13 protein-coding genes and 2 tRNA genes are annotated in these 16,841 nt (G+C 41.7%); 7 read left to right on the top strand and 8 right to left on the bottom strand.

Features of this window, described 5'->3' with window-relative positions; translation table 11 throughout:
- Positions 1 to 49: 49 nt before the first annotated feature.
- The 5 genes from ACOAOT_RS06710 to ACOAOT_RS06730 all read left to right on the top strand — a co-directional run bounded on the left by ACOAOT_RS06710 (position 50) and on the right by ACOAOT_RS06730 (position 5,112).
- Entirely contained in the window at positions 50 to 811 is a 762-nt protein-coding gene (locus ACOAOT_RS06710; RefSeq protein WP_420216286.1) for a DeoR/GlpR family DNA-binding transcription regulator, read from the top strand.
- A 64-nt stretch (positions 812 to 875) separates the two neighbouring features.
- Complete coding sequence (locus ACOAOT_RS06715; protein WP_420216287.1) at positions 876 to 1,739, top strand: L-ribulose-5-phosphate 3-epimerase; 864 nt, start codon at positions 876 to 878, stop codon at positions 1,737 to 1,739.
- Positions 1,736 to 2,785, top strand: a complete 1,050-nt coding sequence (locus ACOAOT_RS06720) for a hypothetical protein (protein WP_420216288.1) — start codon at positions 1,736 to 1,738, stop codon at positions 2,783 to 2,785. The genes ACOAOT_RS06715 and ACOAOT_RS06720 overlap by 4 nt, the downstream gene beginning before the upstream one ends.
- A 121-nt stretch (positions 2,786 to 2,906) precedes the next feature.
- Entirely contained in the window at positions 2,907 to 4,874 is a 1,968-nt protein-coding gene (locus ACOAOT_RS06725) for a methyl-accepting chemotaxis protein (RefSeq protein WP_420216289.1), read from the top strand.
- Positions 4,875 to 4,968: 94 nt separating this feature from the next.
- Complete coding sequence (locus ACOAOT_RS06730) at positions 4,969 to 5,112, top strand: hypothetical protein (protein WP_277407164.1); 144 nt, start codon at positions 4,969 to 4,971, stop codon at positions 5,110 to 5,112.
- A gap of 70 nt (positions 5,113 to 5,182) precedes the next feature.
- Here the strand turns inward: ACOAOT_RS06730 and ACOAOT_RS06735 are convergent, their stop codons facing one another.
- The 4 genes from ACOAOT_RS06735 to ACOAOT_RS06750 form a co-directional block, all read right to left on the bottom strand.
- Positions 5,183 to 6,856: a S8 family peptidase gene (locus ACOAOT_RS06735; protein ID WP_420216290.1), complete on the bottom strand. Its 1,674-nt coding sequence runs from the start codon at positions 6,854 to 6,856 to the stop codon at positions 5,183 to 5,185.
- Between the two features lie 60 nt (positions 6,857 to 6,916).
- Complete coding sequence (locus ACOAOT_RS06740; protein ID WP_420216291.1) at positions 6,917 to 8,587, bottom strand: S8 family peptidase; 1,671 nt, start codon at positions 8,585 to 8,587, stop codon at positions 6,917 to 6,919.
- Positions 8,588 to 8,623: 36 nt separating this feature from the next.
- A complete protein-coding gene (locus tag ACOAOT_RS06745; protein WP_420216292.1) occupies positions 8,624 to 10,297 on the bottom strand; it encodes a S8 family peptidase in 1,674 nt (557 codons plus the stop codon).
- A gap of 101 nt (positions 10,298 to 10,398) precedes the next feature.
- Positions 10,399 to 12,072, bottom strand: coding sequence for a S8 family peptidase (locus ACOAOT_RS06750; protein ID WP_420216293.1), 1,674 nt, complete (start codon positions 12,070 to 12,072; stop codon positions 10,399 to 10,401).
- Positions 12,073 to 12,261: 189 nt separating this feature from the next.
- Here ACOAOT_RS06750 and ACOAOT_RS06755 point away from each other — a divergent pair, with 189 nt between their 5' ends.
- Positions 12,262 to 12,786 (top strand): GNAT family N-acetyltransferase, encoded by a 525-nt coding sequence (locus ACOAOT_RS06755; protein WP_420216294.1) that lies wholly within the window; start codon positions 12,262 to 12,264, stop codon positions 12,784 to 12,786.
- Positions 12,787 to 12,873: 87 nt separating this feature from the next.
- On the opposite strand, the gene ACOAOT_RS06760 is transcribed toward ACOAOT_RS06755, so the two are convergent.
- From ACOAOT_RS06760 to ACOAOT_RS06775, 4 genes are all read right to left on the bottom strand, one after another.
- Positions 12,874 to 14,163: a LysM peptidoglycan-binding domain-containing protein gene (locus ACOAOT_RS06760; protein WP_420216295.1), complete on the bottom strand. Its 1,290-nt coding sequence runs from the start codon at positions 14,161 to 14,163 to the stop codon at positions 12,874 to 12,876.
- Between the two features lie 155 nt (positions 14,164 to 14,318).
- Positions 14,319 to 14,392: transfer RNA gene (locus tag ACOAOT_RS06765), tRNA-Val, on the bottom strand.
- A gap of 6 nt (positions 14,393 to 14,398) precedes the next feature.
- Positions 14,399 to 14,471, bottom strand: a tRNA-Ala gene (locus ACOAOT_RS06770).
- Between the two features lie 157 nt (positions 14,472 to 14,628).
- Entirely contained in the window at positions 14,629 to 15,576 is a 948-nt protein-coding gene (locus ACOAOT_RS06775; protein ID WP_420216296.1) for an NAD(P)-dependent oxidoreductase, read from the bottom strand.
- A 206-nt stretch (positions 15,577 to 15,782) separates the two neighbouring features.
- On the opposite strand from ACOAOT_RS06775, the gene ACOAOT_RS06780 reads away from it, so the two are divergent.
- The gene (locus tag ACOAOT_RS06780; RefSeq protein WP_420216297.1) at positions 15,783 to 16,838 is read left to right on the top strand and encodes an AI-2E family transporter; all 1,056 of its coding nucleotides are present in this window, start codon (positions 15,783 to 15,785) and stop codon (positions 16,836 to 16,838) included.
- Positions 16,839 to 16,841: the final 3 nt, after the last annotated feature.

Raw genomic sequence — 16,841 nt, forward strand, 5'->3', positions numbered from 1 at the left:
CTATAATGAGGATAAAGAATCATATCTTTATGAGTTGAGAGGGAAAACAATGAAAAAAGACAGAGCTTGTGTTGAGAACAGAAGGAGCCGCATCCTGGAGCTGATGGAAAAGAATCCCAGGGTGCGGGTAGATGAACTGGCGGAAGCATTAGAGGTATCACTTATTACCATACGCAGGGATTTGCAGTATTTAGAAGATAAGAAGCTTCTTGTACGCACCCATGGAGGCGCCATTGCTTCCGGCAGTCCTATCGATGAGGTTTCCTTGTACCGGAGACTGATTGCTGAATTTGCTGCGAAGTTCGTAACCGATAATGATACGCTGTTTATTAATACCAGCAGCAATGCATTAAAAATACTGGAATACATTAACTGTTCCAATGTAACTGTCATTACCAATAACGGAAAAGCCATTCACTGTGAGCATTCCCAGGAAGTAAACGTTGTGCTGACAGGCGGTGAACTGCGCTATCCAAAAGAAGCTATGGTAGGAGATTTTGCACTACGCAATTTACAGACAATCTACGCGAAGAAAGCATTTATCGGCTGTTCCGGAATCAGCGGGGAAAACGGCATGACAACGGAGATCTTCAACGAGGTCAGTATCAATGAAATGATGGCAGGCCATGCGACCCAGGATGTCTATGTCCTGGCCGATCACACAAAGATCGGGAAAAACAGCAGCTTTGTCAGCTGCCCGATTGAAAAAATCAAGTATTTAATCACCGATGAGAAAGCATCATCAGAAGCTCTGGATCTGATCAGGGAAAAAGGGGTGGAAGTGTTTGTAGTCCACCGGTCAGATTTTTAAATCAATCATAGTGGAACAATGCCCGGGCGTCCATGTTGATTGCATCTTTCGTGGAGGCAAATTTATGGAAAAGGCATATACCCTTGGATTATATGAGAAGTCCATGCCTGGGTGGCTTGGATGGAAAGAAAAACTGGAGGCAGCAAAGGCTGCAGGTTATGATTTTGTGGAAATCAGCATTGATGAAACAGATGAAAAATTAAGCCGTTTATCCATGTCGCAGGCAGAACGGCTGGAATTAATCAATACCATGAAGATTGTGGGACTGCCCATTCGCACCATGTGTTTAAGCGGGCACCGCAAATATCCTCTTGGAAGCCACGATCCTGTGATACGGGAAATGGGGATGGAGATCATGAAGAAAGCAATCCAGCTGGCAGATGATCTGGGGGTCAGAATCATCCAGCTGGCAGGCTATGATGTATATTATGAGGACTCAAGCGAGGAAACGAAACAGTATTTTCTGGAAAATCTGAAGAAAGCCACGGAAATTGCGGCGCGAATGGGAGTTGTACTGGGATTTGAGACCATGGAAACGGAATTCATGAATACAGTGGAAAAGTCCATGGAATACGTAAAGCTGGTATCTTCTATGTATTTAAACGTCTATCCGGATATCGGGAATATTACCAATGCAGCCAAAACTTACGGAATCAATGCCTTAGATGACTTACGCGCAGGGAAAGGTCATCTGGTTGCCATGCATTTAAAAGAAACCGTTCCTGGAAAGTTCAGGGAGATTCCATTTGGCACAGGGCATGTGGACTTTGAAAGTGCCATTCAGACAGCCTGGGAACTGGGAATCAGAAAATATGTGGCAGAGTTTTGGTATACCGGTAATTCCCAGTGGATGAGAGAACTTTATGATGCAAACAAACGGATGACTGAGATTCTGGATAAACAATGCCTGAAGGAGAGTGTGGGATGAAAGCAGAGAAAAAGGTATTGGGGCATTTAACAAAATGCTATTCGGTTGCCCCCTTAAATTATAAAGGGACAGAACATTTTCTGGTGGCAGCAGAAAAGGAAGATCCCTGTCTTTTATTTGATATGGACGGAAATAAGGTGGATACTGTCTGGGAAGAACCTGGAGGCACGATGTCCATGGTACAGGTTCCCGGTACAGACGGACAGTTTCTGGCAACCCAGCGGTTTTATTCTCCCAATGATTCCAAAGAGGCAGTCATCGTACTGGTGACGCCGGACCATTCTGGTAAATGGCAGGTTAAGACCATTGCAGTCCTTCCTCATGTTCATCGGTTTGACATACTAAAAAGGGGCAGGACACTGTATCTTATTGCCTGTACCTTAAAATCCGGCCATGAGTATAAGGAAGACTGGTCAAGTCCAGGCAGGGTTTATGCTGCAGTGCTTCCGGAGGATCTTTCAAAGCTTAGTGAGTCCAGTCCGCTGCAGTTTGAAGTGATTGAGGAAGGACTGTTTAAGAACCACGGCTATTACCGGGTGGAGGAAAACGGAGCAGACACGGGGCTGATATCATGTGAAGGAGGAGTCTTTCAGTTTGTTCCGCCCTTTCAAAAAGGGGAAAAATGGGAGGTACATAAGCTGCTTGACACGCCTGCCAGTGATGGTGTTTTACTTGATTTTGATGAGGATGGAGAGAAAGAGCTTGCTGTATTGTCCCCTTTCCATGGTGACTGCATTTCTATTTATAAAAAATTGGAAGGCAGCTATAAAAAAGTATACGAATATGAGAAAAAGGCAGAGTTTTCCCATGGGATCTTTGGGGGAAGCTTATGCGGGAAGCCTGCTTTGGTAGTGGGGCACAGGCAGGGAGAGAGAAATCTCCTTTGCTTTACCTGGAATAAAGAACTTAAGACATATCAATGGGAGATCATGGACCGGGACTGCGGACCTGCCAATGTCCTGCATTTGAAAAAAGACGGGGAGGATCTGTTGATCAGCGCAAACCGGGAAATTGATGAAATTGCCATGTACCGGATTACACCATAGGTGGAATAACCGGGTTTCTAAAAGAGAATAGACAATTATACCTTTGTGAAGTATACTGAAATTAAGTTGAACAGCAGATTTATCCATAAATTTTCTGCTGAGACACAAAGGAGGAATTGTCATGAAGAGCATAAAAAACAAAATATTTTTTTACATGGCTTTCACTGTTTTTATCTCACTTACAGTAGTTGGCGGCATCAGTATTTATTTAAATTATTTCAGTATGATCGGAACCATGAACCAGTCCATGACGGAACTGGCTGAGACAGCGTCTGAGCGGGTGGCAAAGGAACTGGATATCTATAAGAACCTTGCTTATGAAGCGGGAAGCATAGCAAGACTGGCCAATCCGGATACAAGTGTTGATGAAAAGAAGTCTATTATTGATCAGAGAGCCAAGACTCACGAATTCCAGAGAGGGAATATTATAGGGATCGACGGTATCAGCATTTTTGATGGAAAAGACTATTCGGACAGGGATTATTTTAAACGTTCAATCAAAGGCGAGATGGCGGTATCGGAACCATTAATCAGTAAGGTTACAGGGCAGATGACGATAATTATATCAGCCCCTTTATGGGAGAAGGGGATTCCCGGAACAAAAGTGGTAGGAGTTGTTTATTTTGTGCCAAAAGAAACCTTTTTAAATGATATTGCTGCTTCTATACAGGTAAGCAAGGGTTCCAATACTTATCTTCTTAATCAGTCAGGGAAGGTAATTGCCGATCCCAACATGGATAAGGTCACCAACGGAATCAATGTCCAGGAAAGTGCTTCAAAGGACTCACGGCTTGCCCAGCTTGCAGCGCTTGAAGCAGAGATGACCCAGGGGAAAAGCGGTTTCGGACGTTATGAAAACCAGGGGCATAAGATGTTCCTTTCCTATGCGCCCATCGCAGGAACGGATGGCTGGAGCATTGGAATCAGTGCACCTATGTCGGATTTTATGGGATCCACTAAAACAGCAACCGGGATTACACTTTTTCTGATTGCAGTATTTCTCGTAGTTGCAGGGATCGTATCTGCTGTTCTGGCAGGCAAGATAGCAAGCCCCATTACTTCCTGCGCAAACCGGTTAAAGCTGTTGGCAGAGGGAGATCTTGATTCTCCTGTATCAGAGGTAAAAAACAAAGATGAAACAGGTATTCTTGCAGATGCTACCAGAGATCTGGTTTCCAGACTTGGTATGATTATCAAGGATGTGGATTACGTTCTTCATGAGATGGCAGCAGGAGATCTGACAGTCAGCACCACCTGTGACTCCGCCTACGTGGGGGGATTCAGTGGCATACACGAGGCGATGCATCAGCTAAAGGCTCAGCTGGGAGATACCCTTTTAAGCATCAGCCGTTCATCTGGTGAGGTAGCAGCAGGAGCGGATCAGGTATCTGCAGGTGCGCAGGCATTGTCTCAGGGAGCTACGGAACAGGCAGGCTCCATAGAGGAACTGGCTGCTACTCTCGGTGATATATCAAAGCAGGTAGAAGGAAATGCAAAAAGTGCCAGGGAGGCCAGTGACAGGGCGAAAGAAATGGCTGAGGAATTAAGCAGCGGAAAAGAACAGATGCTAAGGATGACAAAGGCCATGGATGAGATTTCCCAGACGTCTGGGGAAATTGGAAAAATAATAAAGACGATTGAAGACATCGCTTTCCAGACTAATATTCTGGCATTGAACGCGGCAGTAGAAGCTGCAAGGGCAGGGGAAGCAGGAAAGGGCTTTGCAGTGGTTGCAGATGAAGTAAGAAATCTTGCCTCCAAAAGTGGGGAAGCATCAAAGAATACATCTTCCCTGATCGAAAATTCCTACCAGTCTGTACAAAATGGAACACTGATTGCGGCAGAAACAAAAGAATCCTTAGACCGGATCGCTGCTTCTTCTGAAAGAACCGTATCTTTGATCAATGAAATTTCCAATTCGTCAGCTGAGCAGGCAGTTTCCATTGGGCAGGTAAATCTGGGGATTGATCAGATTTCAAGTGTGGTTCAGACAAACTCCGCAACAGCCGAAGAGAGTGCGGCAACCAGTGAGGAACTTTCTGGTCAGGCACAGATTTTAAAGAATTTAATCGACCGGTTTCGACTATAATCGATTTTATTAAAATAGCGTTAAGATTCCCTCTAATCTCTATCTTTTTATAGCATATATTACTAAAATAGAAGGGTAGAAGGAGGGATGAATTATGGGGTTCATAATTGTTTTGCTTATGGCGGTATATGCTGTTATCGGTGGGCTGACAACACTTTATCTGTTTTTCAGCTTCCCGGCAGTGATCGTTTGGAAATTTTACAGAAAATTGAAATATGGAATTTCTGTCTTTAACTGAACATGCAAGGAAAAGAAACAGGCACCAGATTATCCTGATATCAGGAATTCTGGTGCCTGTTTCTTAAAAATCAGATATTGGTAAGCCGTTCAAATAAATTGTTTACATTGATGCGTCCGTACCCCCAGACATTATTTGGATAAACTTCTGATGGGCTTCTTACGGCACCCCTTATAATTAACCGGTTGACGTCATATCCGGTCAGAGAAGTATAGTTGCCTCTTGGAATTCCCCATTCAAGTACCATGGCAATAATTCCTGCTGCATGGGCGCAGGCGGCTCCGGTGCCGGTTGCAGTCCCGTACTGGTTGCCGGGAACAGCACAGGGGATCTGGTAGCCGGGTGCTGCAATATCCGGCTTAACCAGACCGCTTCTGGTATAACCTCTGCTGGATTCAGGAAGAATTCCATCATTAAACTGATTATAAGCTGTTACGGTCAGCTGGTTGGCACCATTGCCCGGAGATGTGATGGTAGTATCCGGATTGGGTGCTAGAAAATAGGTGCTGTCTGATAGGATTGATCCGCTTGGGAGCCAGCAATGAAACGAAAAGGATTCATTTTCAAGACTCTGAGCCCGTAATGACCACACTCCGGGCTGAGGGTTTAAAAAACGGATTAAAATAAGCTGATCTCCGGTTTCTTCTTCGAAAATAATATTATTCACCCAGACCACACTCTGGGTGAAAATAAAATTGAATTTCCGGCAGTCTGAGATGGAAGGATAAATTCTCTGGGTGGATTCCCTGTTTGGCGTAGATATATCAATGGAGATTCGGTCTGGTGCGTATGGCCAGATTTCCATCCAGAATTCTTTGTCATTTTCTCCAATTCTCAATTCGAAATCATTATAAAACGGTACAGCAGACGTACTGTTAAAATAATGCCTTTGTGTATTTCCTTCATTTCCAGCAGAGGTAGACACGCCAATTCCAGGAAGCTGTACCAGATAAGTTAAATAACTGCTTAGTGTACCTTTGCCATCATGACTGCCCTGGCTTGTGCCAAGTGCAATACAGATAACAAGGGGGAGACTCAGTTTTTGCGCTGTCAAAAAGAGATATCTGATCCCCAGTAAAATATCTGATTCCTGAAAACAGTATGTATCTTTTGGTATGGTAAATACATTTTTTAAGTTTTCCTTTGCATCTTTCAACTTTACAATTACAATCTGGGAATTGGGAACCACTCCGGCAAAGACCTGATCAGCACTGGTGCTGCCCGCCGCAATGCTTGCCATGGCAGTTCCGTGACCGTTGGTATCAGTAGAGGGAACAATGGAAAGCGGATCTTCTGATGTTAAGGCCAGATTGATGGCCTCTCTGTTATATTCACTGCCGAAGGTAAAACCTTCCGGAATGACTCCGGTCTGCAATGTCTGATCCCATATAGAAACAATGCGTGTGGTTCCATCGTTATTGCGAAATGCGTTATGCTGGTAGTCAATGCCGGTATCCACAAAGCCCATTAAAATACCCTGACCGGTCAGATTCAGAAATGGATTTCTCTGAACCGTGCCAATCCCCGATTTTTCTATACTGATGGTGGATTCAATAGTATAAAGTGAGGGAAAGGCGTTGTAGGGGTGTGTTCCTAAATCGCAGGGATCCGTTCCAGTTGTGGGAATATGAAGCAGTGAGCTTCGTTCTGTAAGTGGTGTAATATTGTCTCCCGTATCGTAGGAGGGGACCGAGATATTATTAATGATTAAGTCGTAATAATTATTATCTAGTATTTTATTCAAAATCAGGCCTCCTCACTGCACCAATATTAAGAATTAAAACACCCGTTCAAGACAACCGGATCAGATATTGGTCAGCCTTCGAAACAGGTTATTTACATCAAGCCGGCCATATCCCCAGATGTTGTTTGGGTAGATGATAGAACTGTCACGTGCAGCTCCCCGGATCAACAGCCGGTTCACGTCATTTCCGGTCATGGATGTGTAATTCCCCCTTGGTATTCCCCATTCCAGTATCATGGCAATAGCTCCCGCTGTATGAGCAGCAGCGGCACCAGTACCAGTCATGGTTCCATAAAGATTTCGGGGAATGGCACATGGTATCTGATAGCCGGGAGCGGCAATGTCTGGCTTTATCAGGCCGTTTCTTGTATAACCTCTGCTGGATTCAATTAGAATACTGTCATTAAACTGATTATAAGCAGTAACAGTCAGCTGACTGATTCCATCCCCGGGAGAGGTAATAGTAGTATCCGGATTGGGATTTAGAAAAAATGTATCATTTGTAATAATATCACCAGAAGGAAGCCAGGAATGAAATGAAATGGGTTCATTTTCCATGCTTTGTACCCGGATATTCCAGACTCCCGCAAGGGGATTTTGAAAACGCAGAAGAATCAGCTGATCGCCGGATTCTTCTTCAAATATAAAGTTATTTACCCACAGGGTACTTCCTGTAAAAATAAATTCAAACTTTCTGCAGGAACCAATGGTAGGGAAAATGGGCTGAGTGGATTCTCTGTTTGGAGTGGAAACATCTATGGATACACGGCCCAGTGCATAAGGCCAGATTTCCATAAAAAACAAGGAATCATTTTCTCCTATTCTTAATTCAAAATTATTATAATAAGGCGGGGCTGTGGTACTGTTAAAATAATGACGTCTGTCATTGCCTTCATTTCCTGCTGAAACAGATATTCCAATTCCCGGCAGTCTGGAAAGATAATTTAAATAGTTGCTAAGTGCATCTGTGCCGTCATGACCTCCCTGGCTGCTGCCAAGGGCAATACAGATAACTAACGGGCGGCTGGCATTCTGGGCATATGTTTCCAGATACCGGACACCCAGCATAATGTCAGACTCCTGGTAGCACAATACGTCCGGCTTTACAAAATTCATACTTCTTAAATTCTGTTTGGGATCTTTTAGCTTTACAATAACCAGTTCCGCTTCCGGTACCACACCAGTAAAGGAATTCTCCGGATTGTATCTTCCAGCAATGATGCTTGCAACGGAGGTTCCGTGTCCTACGGTGTCGACAGAAGGTACAATCGATAAGGGATCATCTGATCTCAGAGCAATATTAATGGATTCTCTGTTGTATTCTGTTCCATATGTAAATCCCACCGGGGGATTGTTACTTTGAATGGACTGATCCCAGATAGAAAGAATTCTGGAAGTATTATCGTTGTATAGAAACGCTTCATGTGTGTAATCGATCCCTGTATCAATCACTCCTACAATAATTCCCCGCCCTGTCAGATTTAAAAAAGGATTTCTCTGTACAGGACCAATTCCCGATTTTTCTATGCTGATGGTAGAGTTAAGTGTATAAAGAGTAGGAAATGTGTGATATGGATATTCTCCAAGCAGGCATGGAGTTGAACCGGCTGCAGGAATATGAAGCAGGGAATGTCTGAAATTAATCATGGTTATATTGTCTGAGTTATAGCTGGGAATTGAGACATTATTAATGATCAGATCATAATAATCGTTATCCAGAATCTTTTCCAAAAGACAGTCCTCCGGTCCATTTTTCCATATTTGCCGTTACATATTTGTAAGCTGCTGAAAAACTTTATTTATGTCAAGCTGACCATACCCCCAAAGGTTATTTGGATATGTGTTCGCAGCCCCGTGCCTGGCGGCTCTCATGAACATTCGGTTAATATCATATCCGGTTAAAGTCGGGAGATTTTTTCTGACGATTCCCCATTCCAGAATCATGGCTGCAGCACCTGCAGCATGTGCAGCAGCAGTACCAGTTCCCGTTGCGCTGCCATATGAATTCCCTGAAACAGCGCAGGGAAGCAAAAAACCTGGAGCCGCAATGTCTGGTTTGATTATACCCGCCGTTGTATAACCCCTGCTGGCATCTCCCAGAACACTGTCATTAAATTGATTGTAAGCAGTAACTGTTAACTGATGAGTCCCGTTTCCGGGAGAGGTTATGGTCACAGAGGAATCTGGATTTAAAAAGTAAGTATCATCGGACAGAAAATTCCCGTTGGGAAGCCAGCAGTGAAAAGAAAAAGGTTCTTCCTTCATTGACTGCACCCGCAGATACCACACTCCGGGCATCGGATCTTTAAACCGCATTACGATTACCTGATTACCTGTTTCATCATCAAAAAGAATATTATTTACCCAAATGATGCTTTGTGCAAAAATAAAGTTAAATTTTCTGCATTCGTTCAGGGTAGGAAAAATTCTCTGTGTGGATTCTCTGTTGGGAGTTGAAATATCAATGGATATCCGGCTTGTTGCATAAGGCCAGAGAACCATACAAAATTCTTTATCCTTTTCGCTGATCTTAAGCTCAAAATCATGATACCAGGGGATCTGGCTGGTATTATTAAGATAATGTCTGGCTTTATTTCCTTCATTGCCAGCGGAAGCAACAAAACAGATTCCGGGATCTTGTGTTTTTGCTGTCATGAAACTGCTGATTGCCCCGTTGCCGTCATGGCCACCCAGGCTGCTTCCCAGGCAGATACATATTACTATGGGTCTTGCCGCTTTCTGGGAAACTGACAGCAGATAACGGATTCCCAGATAAATATCCGATTCCTGAAAACAGTAGGTATCTTCAGGAACAAAGAAAATATTTTTCAGATTATTTTTAGCATCCTTTAGTTTTACTACAACAAGTTCAGATAATGGAACGACTCCAGAAAAGGAGAGGTCTGCTGAGGGTGATCCGGCAGCTATGCTGGCAATGGCAGTTCCATGCCCGTTGTTGTCTGTGGAAGGAACTACAGACAGCGGCTGGGAGGATAATAAAGCTTCATTTATCTGTTCTTTTTTGTATTCGCATCCAAAGGTAAAACTATCTGGAGGGGTTCCTTCCTGTATTGTCTGATCCCAGATGGAATAGATCCGGCTGGTACCGTCGGGATTTTGAAATGCCGGGTGTGTGTATTCAATTCCTGTATCAACTACGCCGACCAGTACGCCTTTCCCCATGAGACCCAGATAAGAGTTTTGCTGCACGGAACTAATTCCTGATTTATCCAGGCTTACCTCAGATTCCAATGCATATAAGGAAGGAAAGCTGGTATAGGAGTAAGTTCCCAGGTCACAGGGATCCGGGGACGTAATTGGTATATGAAGCAGAGAGTAACGATCACTCAGCGGGGTTATATTATCGCCTGTGTCGTAACCCGATATTATGGTATTGCCCATAATAAGGTCGTAATAGTTATTGTCCAGAATTTTATTCAATAAAAGTCCTCCTGTCTTATACTGAGGGCATATATGATAAGTTTATGCAGCAGGAATTCTAATATGAAAGGAGGGGGGAGAATGGAAAAATGTTACATCCTCTAAATATTGGTAAGTCGCTGAAACAATTCATTTACGTCTAACATTCCATAACCCCAGATATTATTCGGATATATAATAGAAGATTCCCGTCGTGCTCCGCGGGTAATCAGACTGTTGATCACATTACCTGACAGGGTGGTATAGTTACCTCTGGGAATACCCCACTCTAAAATCATTGCAATAGCACCGGTGGCATGTGCGGTAGCAGCGCCTGTGCCGGTTAAGGTCCCAAACCGGTTTCCAGGAAGTGCACAGGGGATCTGGTGCCCTGGAGCGCTGATATCCGGCTTTACGAAATTATTTCTGGAATAACCTCTGCTGGCTTCTATTAGAATGCTGTCATTAAACTGATTATAAGCGGTGACTGTCAGCTGGTGGGATCCATTTCCGGGGGAGTTAATGGTTGTGCCGGGATTGGAATTTAAAAAGAACGTATCATCGCTGATCAGGCTGCCTGTTGGAAGCCAGGAATGAAAAGCAAGCGGTTCTTTTTCCATACTTTGCACGTTAAAACTCCAGATGCCTGGCATGGCGTTTTGAAAGCGCAGCAGAATCAGCTGATCCCCGCTTTCTTCCTCAAAGCTCATATTATTAACCCATAAGACAGAAGGAGTGAAAACAAACTTGAATCTTCTGCATTCCCCCAGTCCCGGACGTATGAGCTTAGTCGATTCCTGGTTGGGTGTGTTAATATTAATGGAAAGCCTGCCAAGAGCAGATGGCCATATTTCCATGGAAAACATGGGGTCTTTTTCCCCGATTCTCAATTCAAACTGATTGGTAAATGGTTCCTGCTGCGTAGAATTAAAATAATGCCTTCGGGCATTACCCTGATTTCCCGCAGAAACAGCGATTCCATAACCGGGAAGACGCACCAGATAATTCAAATAATTGCTCAAAGCCCCATTGCCATCATGTGCTCCCTGACTGCTTCCCATGGCAATACAGATGGCAAGAGGGCGGTTGGCTTTCTGCGCGATGGAAAGAAGATAAGTAATGCCCAGCATCAGGTCAGTCTCCTGATAGCAGGAAATACCCTCTGGGACAAAAAACAAATCCTTTAAATTTTTCTTCGCTTCTTTCAGCTTAACAACTGCCAGTTCGGTAAAAGGAACAATACCGGAAAAATTCAGTTCTTCTTCCGGTGCTCCGGCGATGATACTGGCGATTGCGGTTCCATGCCCATCAGTATCCCTGGAAGGAACAATGGATAAAGGATCGTCAGATGCCAGAGCAAAATTGATGGTGTCCCGTGAATATTCGGTTCCATATGTAAATTGTTCCGGTGGTTTACCATCCTGAACAGACTGATCCCATAAAGAGAGTATTCTTGAAGTGCCATCATTAAAAAGAAAGGTATGATGCTGATAATCAATGCCTGTGTCAATAATACCCACGATAATTCCCCGTCCGTTAAGATTTAAATATGGGTTACGCTGTACGGCTCCCATTCCGGATTTTTCATGGCTTACGGTGGAGGTAGGAGTATAAAGGGATGGGAAACTGTAATAAGGATATTTACCCAGATTACATGGATCAGCATTTCCTACAGGAACATTCAGCAGAGAATGTCTGATATTTAAAGGTGTGATATTATCCCCTTCGTCATACAGAGGCACAGAGACGTTATTAATAATCAGATCATAGTAATTATTGTCCAGTATTTTTTCCAAAAGAGGCCTCCCTTAAAAAAGGTAGGAGCATTTGTTCTATATTATGCTGAAAAAAAGTGAATATGAGAGAGCAGGTTATATGGTAGGGAGTTATCTGGGGTATTTTGATACAGTTTGAGGATTAAATATTGATTATTCAGAACTGATATATTAATATAATAGAAAATCGTTGAGTAGGAGATAAAAAGAATGGATGAAATCAGATTAATAAAGCCAGTAATGGAATATGCAGACGATATCATGAAGTATCGTCAGGAATTTTTAGATTCCGGTGACAGCCTGGATGGCTGCGGCAATTTAAAGATGTGCTCTTCGGCAGATGAATGGATTAGAACCATTGATCTTTTGGAAAATGATGAAACCTGTCCCGAAGACAGGGTGACATCTAATACATTTATTGCGGTCCGGTCAGCCGATAATAAAATTATTGGAGTTATTGATTTCAGACATCACATAAACCATCCTATTTTGAGCGTTTGGGGCGGTCATATTGGATACTCCGTTCGTCCTGATGAAAGAAGAAAAGGGTACGCGAAAGAAATGTTGCGGCAGAATTTAAAAAACTGTAAAGATTATGGTTTAGATAAAGTCTTAGTTACCTGCGATTATAATAATGTGGGAAGTGAGAAGACGATTCTGGCAAACGGGGGGCTTTTTGAAAAGGAAGTGGTTGTGGATGGGGACAGGATTAAACGGTATTGGATTCATCTATAAGAATTAGTTGCCGTAAAGCCAGAATTATTTAGAAAAAGGAGTTGTACAGTTTGCACAACTCCAATTATAAACGATATCCGTAAGTAATTAAAAGGACAATTTCTGGATGTAGTATTGAGTATTAATAATAAACCACATTTGGGTATCAAATCTCATAATAGTCCATAGGGATAAACCTTGAAGATCAAATTCTGCTACCAGCCCGGCTCTTGCCTCAAAACTTCTCGCATCATTAAACCACACTAAGTGAAGAATCCCATTACTATCCATATAATAGAAAAAAGGTGACTGTGCTGCTTCGTTAAATTGTATTGGTATATTGTTATCTGCTGCAATCTGTATTGCATTATTGTTTGCTATAGCAGTTGCTTCTGTTGCACCCGGAACATAGGGTAGTGTCCAATCATAACCGAGTGTAGTGATTCCTAAGAATAATAATTCCAGTGGAATAATACTGGTTACGTAGGCTAATAGTTCTCTTAAAACATTAACTGGGTAAATTGAGCTTGGATAACTATAAAATCTAGCCCAATCATAAGAAGCAAATAGAATTCCATCTACATATCCAGATAATCGTGAATAATCCAACTTTTCAAAGCTGACAATAGGCCCCTGAATATTCATAATTGGCGTAGTGGTGATTAGTACTCTATAACCTTCAGAACGAAATATAGCAGAAGCCTTTTTTATGTATTCTACAATACTATTTATGTTATCCTGTGTAATATCTTCGATATACATATTCACTCCATAATAACCCTTTGTTTTTATCATTTGAAGAATATTGTCAATAAGACGATCTTGCACAGAAGAGTTATTTAAGATATTCTGAGTTACTTCACGAATAATAGTTCCTTCTTCCGTAATTGTAGAAACGAACATTATGGGCGCAACACCATAAGTTTTAGCCAACTGAATTACATCAGCATCATCAGCAATAGTAATAATTTCTCCTTCACTTGTAGCCCTATAATTGAATATAGTCAAATATGTTAGAAATGGAAGCGTTTTTATTAAAACAGATTTATCTATATATGAAAAAGTATAACCACTAGTGGCAATTGTTCTTGTTTTATTCGTTTGATAGCTTATAACTATGGATTCACCGATATACAAAATTTCTCTATCGGAAAGATAGGGATTATTTCTTAATAATTCCATTGGAGTAGTACCATGCTGCTTTGCAATGCTCTCCAAAGTGTCGCCTGCCTGAACAACGTAGAGTGTTTCCGGTTGTACAATTACGATGGTTTGGCCGACAGCTAAATTATCGGGGTTTGTAATTCCATTTTCCAATATTAATCGGTCAACGGGGATTTTATAATACTCTGATATGGAAACGATGGTTTCACCTTGTTTGACAACATGTATGATCATGAATTCCCTCAAATGATCTTATTAATTCTATTATATGCTAATGTGTTGTATTTATGGGTATATACATCTTTATTAAGCAAATTGTTACGAAACAAAACCACCGGAATCCCCTGCATACACAAGTGATTCCGGTGTTTTGGCTGTTTATAGAAAAATGGAAGTAATGGGGCTCGAACCCATGACCTTTCGCGTGTGAGGCGAACGCTCATCCCGGCTGAGCTATACTTCCATTTCGTGGAGATAGCGAGACTCGAACTCGTGGCCTATGCGTTGCGAACGCATCGCTCTCCCAGCTGAGCTATATCCCCTTGTCTAAATTATAGCATGAAGATTCTGAATTACAAGTATTATTTGCACAAATAGAAAAATATTTTTCGCTCTTTTCTGTGGATTTTGTTGTAAAAAACTTCCAGTAATATCATAGAAAAGAGGCATCAAATTGTGGGATGCCTCTCTGGTTCCTAATTATAAAATTTTATTAATCTGGTCGCCTTCCATCCATTTCTTCAGGTTTTCGAATACGATCTGGGCTCTTAATTTCATGGATTCTGCAGAGGCAAAAGCAATGTGTGGAGTAACAATGGTATTTTTACAGTTTAAAAGTGGGTGGGAAGTATCAATCGGCGGCTCGTTCTCAAACACATCGATTCCAGCACCTGCCAGATATCCGTTATTTAAAGCTTCCGCAAGGGCTTCAGAATCCACTACCGGACCTCTTGCAGCGTTAATAATATAAGCACCCTGTTTCATTTTAGCGATTGTATCTCTGTTTATTAAATGGCGGGATTCTTCATTTAACGGGCAGTGGAGACTCACGATATCAGAGCTGGAAAGAAGTTCATCCAAAGATACAAATTCTATGAAATCCGGTTCGTTCCCAGAGATTGTACGTTTATACCCAAGAACGCGGCAGCCAAAGGCTTTGCAAAGTTCTGCAGTTCTTGTTCCAATTGCACCAGCACCGATAATCCCGATGGTCTTTCCTCTCAGCTCACAGCCTACCAGACCTTCCTTTGTCTTTCCTTCCCGGCAGCGGGCATCTGTCTGCATCACATTGCGTAACAGGGAGAGCATGAGACATAAAGACAGCTCAGCAACAGCTTCAGTTGAGTAACCGGCGGCATTGCTGACGGAAATATTATTTTTTCTTGCTGCTGCCAGATCTACATGGTCCACACCTGTAAAAGCAACATCTATAAATTTTAAGTTCTTACAGGCATCGATGACTTCACCGTTTAGTGGCATGTTGGCTATCATAATGACATCGGCATTTTCAGCTTGTTCAATCTGAACTTTGGTATCTGTGTTTTTTTCAAAAGCTGTAAAAGTGTGACCTGCATCAATCAATGGTTTTGCACATTCATTTAACAGGCTGTCAGGAATTCCAAGAGATTCTAATAATACGATATTCATATGTATCACTCCGATCAATCATAAAATTACAGGGACTAATAATAATAGTCCTGTAAAAACAATTATAACACCATATGACAGAATGAAAAGGGATAGTTATGAATTTGTTAAAATGCATGGGAGTTTCCGGATTTTTTTCTATTAAGTATTTCCATTGTCCTGTTTCTATATTATAATCTCATAGATAGTGTGTCAGATGACTAACAGTGACAAAAATAATATTTGACAACAGAAAGGCACAGGCAATGGATAAATTGGATCATTTTATTAACGGAGAACTGGCGAAAAAAATAATCAGTATCATTCTTTTGGCAGTTTTTCTTTATTTTTTAAGAGGAATGCTTAATCAGTTTTTGCTGATATTTATGGTGACTTTCATCTTTGGTCAGCTTCAAAAATTTATATATGATAAGGTTAATAAGTATATAAAGATCAGTCGGAAGCTTATTACCATTTTAATGTATCTTATATTTTTACTTATTTTTATCATTACCATGATTGCTTATATTCCTAAAGTTACCCAGCAGCTGATTGATGTAATCAATCTGATTTCTACCTTTGACTTAAATCAGTTAAAAAATTATGACCGGTTTAATCTGTTAAGCAGCATTCCGGAAGATCAGATCAGCGACTACATTCGTATGGCGGAAAGCCATTTGCTGGACTTTGTAACGACTGCAGGAACTTTCAGCATCAACATTCTGCTGTCTCTGTTGATCAGCTTTCTCTTTCTTCTGGAGAAGGAAGAGATTATAGCATTTTTTAAACATATGGAGCACAGTAAAGTGTCATTTCTCTATCGATATTTTACATTTTACGGAAAGAAGTTTTTAAATTCCTTTGGAAAAGTCATTGAATTGCAAATCGTCATTGCATTTATTAATTCGTTCTTGTCTGTAGTAGCATTAACAATTATGGGATTTCCCCAGACGCTGGGACTAGGAGCCATGATTTTTATACTTGGACTGGTTCCGGTTGCAGGAGTGATTATATCTCTTATACCTCTTTCCATTATAGCGTTTAACATTGGAGGTGCGTTTAAAATTATAGAGGTTATCATCATGATATTTGTGCTTCATTCGTTGGAGACCTATGTGCTCAATCCTAAATTGATGTCGGCTAAAACCAAATTGCCGGTATTTCTGGTTTTCCTTATTCTTTTAGTCAGTGAGCATTATATCGGAGTGTGGGGACTGCTTTTAGGTATTCCCATGTTTATGTTCTTATTGGATATTTTAGATATCAGAGTGAAAAATGAATAAATT

The organism is Lacrimispora struthionigena (assembly GCF_048627165.1).
Classification (GTDB): Bacteria; Bacillota; Clostridia; order Lachnospirales; family Lachnospiraceae; genus Lacrimispora.